The organism is Leisingera sp. MMG026 (assembly GCF_021654205.1).
Taxonomy (GTDB): Bacteria; Pseudomonadota; Alphaproteobacteria; order Rhodobacterales; family Rhodobacteraceae; genus Leisingera.
The window spans coordinates 1-759 of sequence record NZ_JAKFZM010000141.1 but is presented as its reverse complement, the minus strand read 5'-3'; the positions used below and the strand labels follow the sequence as shown (position 1 = coordinate 759).

At 63.2% G+C, this 759-nt stretch carries 1 pseudogene; it reads left to right on the top strand.

Features of this window, described 5'->3' with window-relative positions:
* Window positions 1-351 (top strand): annotated as a pseudogene (locus L1069_RS23860) (hypothetical protein); the annotation flags it as partial.
* Between the last annotated feature and the right edge of the window lie 408 nt (window positions 352-759).

Here is a 759-nt window from a genome sequence, read left to right as displayed (position 1 = left end):
GACGTACTGCGGCTTTCAGCCGAGGGCCTGTCGGCCCGCCGGATGGCGGTGAGCCTGGCGATTGGCCGCACCACGCTGCTGGGTTATCTGGAGCGTGAACAAGAGGCAGGCTTAAACTGGCCGCTGCCGCCGGAGATGGCGGATGCCGAGCTTGAGCGGCTTCTCTATCCGTGCACTACGATACTGCTGTTCGCCAGTGGGCTTGAACCAGTGGCGCCTTCACTAGCTCACTGTTCGCGAGGCCTCGCAAACCAAAAGACAAAGCGAAGGCCGAGAGTGCTGTCCTGCTGGTCGAACGCTGGATCCTGGCGCGGCTGCACAGCCTGCAATTCTTCAGCCTCGAGAAAGTAAACGCCGCCATTTTCCCGTTGCTGGACAGGCTCAACAGCAAGGTCTCCCGCCACCCTGGCGCCAGCCGCCGACAACTGTTCGAACAGCTGGACAGGCCCGCCTTGAAACCGCTGGCAGCGGAGCCCTACGTCTATGCCGAATGGAAGATATGCCGCGCGGGGATCGATTACCACATCGCAATCGTCCGGCATTACTATTCCGTGCCGCACCACCTGGTGAAGAATGAGCTGCGGGCCCGCATCACCGCCCGCACCTCCGGCAATGGGCAGCATTCCACGCATCGGGATCATATGCCAGCGCAAGCACCCGGAGCAGGGCTGCCGCACCTGCCTGTGCGTGATCCGGCTGGCCGGCAAGATCGACCGGGACCGCCTCGACGCCGCCTGCAAGCGGGCGCTCGAGATCAAT